This is a genomic window from Blastocatellia bacterium (assembly GCA_025054955.1).
Classification (GTDB): domain Bacteria; phylum Acidobacteriota; class Blastocatellia; order HR10; family J050; genus JANWZE01.
On sequence record JANWZE010000125.1, the window covers coordinates 1 to 7277 of the forward strand.

A 7277-nucleotide genomic window follows, 5' to 3' on the forward strand; every position below is an offset into this window, starting at 1 on the left:
CGTTCGTGGCGTGCGCTGGGCATAAGGGTGATTCCTCGGAAAACGTCCAAGCTCAGCGTGCGCCGGAGGCGCAAACAGCAGGTCGCCAGACGTGCAACGTCTGGAACAGCCGATCGAACCAGAGTGGCGCGTTGGAGACGCCCCCAGACGTGCACGTTTGTGGCCAGCGACCAAACAGCATGAACGGGCCGATGGAAGAATGAGGTGGCACCCCTTCAGCGCGAAGGAGTGGAGGTGACGCCCTTCCAGACGTTGCACGTCTGGCTACCCGCTGGTGCGCGGCTGCCGCCGCCACTGCTGCTTCCGCAGCTTGCTCGGTTCAAGACACCAAACTTCAGCGGGCACCCACACAGCGCCGCTCCTGCAAACGTGCATCGTCGCAACAGAGAAACAGCACACGTCAGCGGGCGGCCACACGATGACGCTGCTACAGGCCTGCGCTGTTGCGACACGAAAACGCGAAACGTCAGCGGGCGCCCGCACAGCGAGGGCCATCCCAAGAAAATGGTCTTCTTCTCCACATGCCAGACCGATGCCTCAACCGGTTGCTCGTTTTCTTGACACTGCCTATCTCGGTTTGTTAGATTGCCTTCTCAAAATTTCTGACGAAGTGATCTCATCGCCAGGCCATACATGAAGAAAGCGGATTGGATTTTTGCGGCCGGCACGCTGGCTGTTATTCTGTTCTTCATCTGGTTGTCGTCAACCGGATCAAAGCCAACGCCGCTGTCGGCATCGCCGCAGCATCGGGCTGCTAAGACGCGCCAGGATTGTCTGAATTGTCACCACCCGGAAACGGCCGTGGCGCTCAAGCCGATCCCCAAGCAGCATCCGCAAGCCTGGAAAGATGAGCGTTTTCAGTGCACGGTCTGCCACTTGCAGCCACGGTGACATTCCGCTCTGATCAATGGAGGAGGTTTATGGCCAAAGCAAAAGCTGCATTTACAACACAACCGCAACGCTATCTGAATTACATCAACGGCCGATGGGTGCCCTCGGTCACCGGCGAATTTTTTGAGAATCGCAATCCAGCCGACACACGCGACCTCATCGGCCTCTTTGCCAACAGCAACCATGAAGATGTCAACCGCGCGGTGGAGGCCGCACAAGAAGCTTATCAATCATGGCGGCTGGTACCGGCGCCGAAGCGCGGCGAACTGCTCTACAAACTCGCCCAACTACTGGTTGAAAACAAAGAGGCGTATGCACGCGATATGACGCGCGAAATGGGCAAGATTCTCAAAGAGACGCGCGGCGATGTACAAGAAGCGATTGACATCACCTACTTCACCGCCGGCGAAGGCCGTCGTCTCTATGGACAAACGACGCCCTCGGAGTTACGCAACAAATTTGCCATGTCAATCCGTCAGCCCCTGGGCGTCTGCGCGATCATCACGCCGTGGAATTTTCCGATGGCCATCCCTTCTTGGAAAATGATTCCGGCTCTGCTGTGCGGCAACACCGTAGTGATGAAGCCGGCCACCTATACACCGCTCTCCATGTTGAACCTCGTCAAGGCGTGCGAGCAGGTGGGCATTCCGCCCGGCGTCGTCAATCTGGTCACGGGGTCTGGCTCGCAGGTCGGCACGCCGCTGATGACGCATCCGGATGTCAAGTTGGTTTCATTCACCGGCTCAACCGAAATTGGGCGGCAAGTCTCACAAGCCTGCGCGCCGTCATTCAAACGCTGCAACCTGGAGATGGGCGGGAAAAATCCTATCCTCATCATGGAAGATGCCAATCTGGAATTAGCCGTGGATGGCGCCATCTGGGGCGGCTTCGGCACCACCGGACAACGCTGTACGGCGGCCAGCCGCATCATTGTGCACAAGAAAGTCTATAAGAAATTCCTCGCCATGTTCGTCGAGCGAGCGCGGTCGCTGCGTGTTGGCAACGGGCTGGATGAACGCACTGACATGGGACCGGCGGTCAGCGAAGATCAACTGGAAACAGACTTGCGATATATCGAGATCGGCCGCACGCAAGACAAAGCCAAACTCGTGTGCGGCGGCCATCGCTTGACCAAAGGCGCGTATGCGCACGGGTACTTCATCGAGCCGACCATCTTCGCCGATGTCCATCCCCAGATGCGGATTGCTCAGGAAGAAATCTTCGGGCCGGTTGTCTCGGTCATTCCATGCCAATCACTGGAGGAAGCGATTGAAATCGGCAACGGCGTCCGATACGGCTTGTCGGCGGCCATCTACACGCAGGATGTGAACAAAGCGTTTCGCGCCATGCGCGACATGGACACAGGCATCTTTTACGTCAACGCGCCGACCATCGGCGCGGAAACACATCTGCCGTTTGGCGGCACCAAGGAGACGGGCAACGGGCATCGTGAAGCTGGAGTGCAGGCTCTTGATCTCTTCTCCGAGTGGAAGGCCGTTTATATTGACTACAGTGGCACATTGCAGCGAGCACAAATTGACACCTGAAGACCCCGCGCTTCGGGCCTCAGAGTCAGCGTGCCCGAAGCCTGATGCCCGATTGCTGCTGCCTGATCGCTGATGAGGAGGCGAGCATGATTATTGGCGTAGCCAAAGAAATCAAGGATAACGAATATCGGGTCGGTTTGGTGCCGGCTGGCGTCAAGGCGTTGAAAGACGAAGGACACACGGTGCTGGTTGAGTATCAAGCTGGCCTGGGTAGTGGGATTGCCGACGAAGAATACGTTGGCGCCGGCGCTGAGATTGTCCCGACAGCCGATGAGCTGTGGGCGCGAGCGGACATGATCATCAAGGTGAAAGAGCCGATTGAGCCGGAATACGCGCGCATGCGTCCGGGACAACTGCTGTTTACTTATCTGCATCTGGCGCCGGCGCCCGTCCTGACGCAAATGCTGCTCGATAAAAAAGTGACGGGCATCGCCTATGAGACGATCACCAACGCGCAAGGCTTCTTGCCGTTGCTGACGCCGATGAGCGAGGTGGCCGGTCGCATGTCGGTGCAAGTCGGGGCTACCTACCTGGAACGGCCCAACGGTGGACGTGGCGTGATGCTCGGCGGCGTGCCGGGCGTGTTGCCGGCGAAAGTCGTCATTCTCGGCGGCGGCGTCGTCGGCTCAAACGCTGCCAAAATCGCCGTCGGCATGGGCGCGCAAGTGACCATCATTGACAAAAACCTCGATCAACTGCGTTACCTGGACGACATCTTTGGCAGTCAGATTCGCACGCTGGTATCAAATTCCTACAACATCTGGCAGGCGATCGAGAATGCTGACCTGGTCATTGGCGCGGTGCTGATTCCGGGCGCCTCGGCGCCCAAATTGATCACGCGAGAAATGCTGCCCACCATGCACAAAGGCGCCGTGATTGTTGATGTCGCCGTGGATCAAGGCGGCTGCGTCGAGACTTCTCACCCGACAACGCACAGTCAACCGACGTTCGTCGTTGATGATGTGGTGCACTATTGTGTGGCCAACATGCCCGGCGCTGTCCCGCGCACTTCGACGTTCGCCTTGACCAATGCCACGTTGCCGTATGCGTTGAAGTTGGCCTCGTTGGGTTTTGAGAAAGCGATTCGCTCGGACCCCGGCCTCAAACTCGGCGTCAATACGTACCAAGGCCACGTGACGCATGCAGCCGTCGCTGAATCGCAGAATCGGCCGTACGTGCCGCTTGACGAATTGCTCTGAAGCGATTCCGATGAGCAAGCCACGGCGGCCAAGCAACGCTGACCGGTCTGCGCCGGTCACGGACTGCTGACCACACAATGGACGATCTCGTTTTAGCCAATATCAAACATCGTCCGGGACGCACCAGCATCAGCGTGCTGGGCGTGGCGCTCGGAGTTTGCTTGACCATGCTGACGCTCGGCTTGGTCCATGGCATGATCCGCGCCCGCGCCGAACGTGAGGCCAATATCGGCGCGGAGATCATGGTGGTTGACGGCGAAGCGGGCGGCGTTGATTCATGGGCGTCATTGCGTCTGCCGGTACGAGAGGCCGAGCAGTTGCGGCAAATTGAAGGGGTCAAAGCCGTCGTGCCGGTCGGCCAGTATTTCATCACTTCGACCACGGGCATCGGCATCCGCTCGGTCGAAGGCATCCCCATCGAGCAGTATCGCGCGGTCAGCCATATTCAAATCATTGAAGGACGTTTTCTGCGCGGCGGCGACGAAGCCATCGTGGATACAGATTACGCAAAGAAACAGAACGCCCCGGTCGGCGCTCAGATTGAGTTGTTTGGCCGGCCGTTTCGTGTGGTCGGCATCTACACGCCAGAGAGCGGCCCTCGCATCAAGATTCCCCTTGATGTGATGCAACAAGCATCAGGCAGCGTGGATCAATGCTCGACGTTTCTCATTCGCGTGCATCAGCCGGCGGAACAAGAACTGGTCGCGCAACGCATACAAGAACATTTCGGGACACGGCCACGTCGCATTATTCTGACGCGTGACTTGCCAGCCATTTACGCTCAGGCCTCGCCGGCGATCAATACGTTCTTGGATGTTGTCATCGGATTGGAAGCGGTGATCGGCATGCTGGTCATCCTGCTGACGATGTATACGAGCATTAAAGAACGAACTCGTGAAATCGGCATTCTCAAGAGTCTGGGCGCTTCCAAGCGGTTCATCGCCGCAGTGATCGAAAAAGAGGCATTCGTGATCAGTCTAATCGGCGTGCTCGTCGGACTGATCGTTTCCTATGCGGTGGGAATTGGGTTGCGAACCGCGATGGATATGGCGGTTGATTTTAGACCGCGCTGGTTGCTGCTGGCTGGCCTGGTTGGCTTGGCCAGCGGGTTGATCGGCGCGCTCTATCCAGCCCTGCTGGCCGCCAAACAAGACCCCGTCGAAGCGCTCAGTTATGAATAACCAACGGAACCAAGATCGAAGTTCGCACAAGCAATATCCTATGAAAAGTCATACATCCCATTTCCAGCGAGTCCGAGCAACGATGAACAAAATCACAATGACAAGTCGTCTCTCAAAGATCATTCGCTCGTATGGCAGAGCCCAAGCCATCTGTGCTGTGATTGTCATCGCATTGACACTCCTGCTCGGCGCAGCGCGAAGCCAAACGCCGGAGCCACCCAAGCGGGTCAAGACAAGTGTGCTGCTTTCGGTGGATCAGGCGCATCCGGGCAGCTCATTTCAAGCAGCCGTCATTGCTGAGCTGGAGAAGCCCTGGCATATCAATGCGCACAAGCCGACGTTGGATTTCTTAATTCCGACAGAGTTGACATTGGAACCGCTCGATGGTTTCACCATCGGGCCGGTGCAGTATCCGGCTGCCAAGCGGATGAAGTTTGAGTTCGCTGACGAGCCGCTGGATGTGTATGAGGGGCGGGTCATCATGCGTGTGCCGCTCACGGTAGCGCGTGATGTCGCGCCTGGCGAGAAACTGATCAAAGGCAAACTCCAATATCAAGCCTGTAATGATGAAGTCTGCGAAGCGCCTGTCACGTTGGACGTGGTCATTCCTGTTCGTGTGGTCAGCGCCGATAAACCAAGCCGACAGATCAACGCGACGATTTTCAGCTCGACGGGCACGATGATCCCGCCGCAACAGCCGCCGACACCAACCCCGCCAACTGCAACGGGCGGGCAACAAGACCCATCGTCCGGCCAACGCGTCGAGCAGCCGCCGACGCCTCCAAGCGCCGATGAGCAGGGCGAGATCGGACAATTGCTCCAACAGAAAGGCCTGTTCTTGACGCTGCTCTTCATCTTCGTGCTCGGTTTGGGATTGAACCTGACGCCGTGCGTCTACCCGATGATCCCCATCACCATCGGCTTCTTCACCAATCAAAGCGAAGGTCGGACGGCGCGCGTCCTGGCGCTTGGCTTGATGTATCTGCTGGGCATTGCCGTGACCTACTCCGGCTTGGGCGTGGCGGCAGCGCTCACTGGACAGATGTTTGGCGCTCTGTTGCAGAACCAGTGGGTGCTGATTGTCATTGCTGGTGTCATGGTGATGTTGGCGCTCAGCCTCTTTGGGGTCTACCAAATTCGGCCGCCTAGCTTCCTCATGCACAAAGTCTCGGGTCAATCGGGCGCCGGCATGCTTGGCGCGCTGAGCATGGGCTTGCTGGTCGGTGTTGTGGCCGCGCCCTGCGTCGGCCCGGTCACGCTGGGGTTGCTCACCTACGTGAGCGTGACCGGCAGTCCGTGGCTCGGCTTCATCATGTTTTTCACGCTTTCATTGGGACTGGGCGCGCCGTATGTGGTGTTAGGCTTTTTCTCCGGCGGGTTGAGAAAATTACCCCGGTCTGGTGTGTGGATGATTTGGGTGGAACGGATGCTTGGTTGCGCCATGATCGGCATGGCACTCTATTTCCTTGCGCCGCTGCTGCCCGACCGGCTGGTGCCCTGGTTGGCATTGGCGCTGGCTGTCGCCAGTGGCATCTATCTAGGCTGGCTGGAGACCAGCCGTGGCGGCTCCACGTTTAGCTGGATCAAAAAAGCCGTTGGCGTGGCTGCGATTGCCATAGGAATTTGGTTCGTGGTGCCGAAGACGCCGGCCAAGGAGGCGATCTTATGGCAGCCATATACGCCGACGCTGCTGGAGCAAGTCCGCCAACAAGGTCGGCCGGCGATTCTGGATTTCACCGCTGAGTGGTGCATTCCTTGTAAAGAACTCGACCGGTTCACCTTCAGCGATGCCCGCGTCATTCAAGCAACCAAATCGTTCGTCATGGTCAAAGTGGACCTGACCAAAACTGGTTCACCCGAAGTGGAGCAGTTACGCAAGCAATTTGGCATTACCGGCGTGCCGACCATTCTGTTTTTTGACGAGCAGGGCCGTGAAGTCAAAGAGGCGCGGGTGGTCGGCTTTATTAAAGCAGGCGACTTCCTCGAGCGCATCAAGCGGGTGGAGCCGATCAGCTAAGGCCACCTCAGCGCGGCCTGTATGATGGCCTCGTTGGCCTTCCCGGGATGAGCACAAACTCCGCCGCTGGCGGCCTCCTGCCGGTTCACCGCTAGACAGACCCAAGCGCAAGGTGATAGGTTTGTAGCCGCTTCGGATGAGACAGGCCGGGGTGGCGAAACTGGTATACGCATGGGACTTAAAATCCCAGGGTCCGAAAGGACCGTGTGGGTTCGAATCCCATCCCCGGCACCATCCTTCGCCGCGAGCAATAGGCCACCCCTGAACCGACTCACTTGATCCTAACAAGACACAGCCTCCTGCCGGGGTTTCTCATGAGGATGGAAACGAGTGAGGCCCGAGTGAGGCCTTCTTTTTGAGCAGCGCGTCAAGTGCCCATCGCCCTGCCGGAGTTTCTCGTGAGAACGTAAACGAGTCAGGAGAGGAATCTGCCTCGGCGCTT

The 7277-nt window shown here is 58.0% G+C and carries 6 protein-coding genes and 1 tRNA gene; all 7 read left to right on the forward strand.

Going from position 1 to position 7277, the window contains the following annotated elements:
- The coding region (locus NZ823_15410; GenBank protein MCS6806515.1) for a hypothetical protein at positions 1–203 on the forward strand (203 nt) is incomplete at its 5' end.
- Between the two features lie 430 nt (positions 204–633).
- Positions 634–891, forward strand: coding sequence for a hypothetical protein (locus NZ823_15415; GenBank protein MCS6806516.1), 258 nt, complete (start codon positions 634–636; stop codon positions 889–891).
- 29 nt (positions 892–920) lie between these two features.
- Positions 921–2438: an aldehyde dehydrogenase family protein gene (locus NZ823_15420; protein ID MCS6806517.1), complete on the forward strand. Its 1518-nt coding sequence runs from the start codon at positions 921–923 to the stop codon at positions 2436–2438.
- Between the two features lie 86 nt (positions 2439–2524).
- Positions 2525–3637, forward strand: a complete 1113-nt coding sequence (gene ald, locus NZ823_15425; GenBank protein ID MCS6806518.1) for an alanine dehydrogenase — start codon at positions 2525–2527, stop codon at positions 3635–3637.
- 77 nt (positions 3638–3714) lie between these two features.
- Positions 3715–4818 (forward strand): ABC transporter permease, encoded by a 1104-nt coding sequence (locus NZ823_15430; protein MCS6806519.1) that lies wholly within the window; start codon positions 3715–3717, stop codon positions 4816–4818.
- A gap of 82 nt (positions 4819–4900) precedes the next feature.
- On the forward strand, positions 4901–6835 hold the full coding sequence (dsbD, locus tag NZ823_15435; GenBank protein MCS6806520.1) for a protein-disulfide reductase DsbD: 1935 nt from the start codon (positions 4901–4903) through the stop codon (positions 6833–6835).
- A gap of 145 nt (positions 6836–6980) precedes the next feature.
- Positions 6981–7069, forward strand: a tRNA-Leu gene (locus NZ823_15440).
- The last annotated feature ends 208 nt before the right edge of the window (positions 7070–7277 follow it).

Bases quoted from the DNA above. Each gene is read 5' to 3' on its own strand.
- NZ823_15415 (MCS6806516.1), top strand. From the start codon at position 634: ATGAAGAAAGCGGATTGGATTTTTGCGGCCGGCACGCTGGCTGTTATT.
- NZ823_15420 (MCS6806517.1), top strand. From the start codon at position 921: ATGGCCAAAGCAAAAGCTGCATTTACAACACAACCGCAACGCTATCTG.
- ald (MCS6806518.1), top strand. From the start codon at position 2,525: ATGATTATTGGCGTAGCCAAAGAAATCAAGGATAACGAATATCGGGTC.
- NZ823_15430 (MCS6806519.1), top strand. From the start codon at position 3,715: ATGGACGATCTCGTTTTAGCCAATATCAAACATCGTCCGGGACGCACC.
- dsbD (MCS6806520.1), top strand. From the start codon at position 4,901: ATGAACAAAATCACAATGACAAGTCGTCTCTCAAAGATCATTCGCTCG.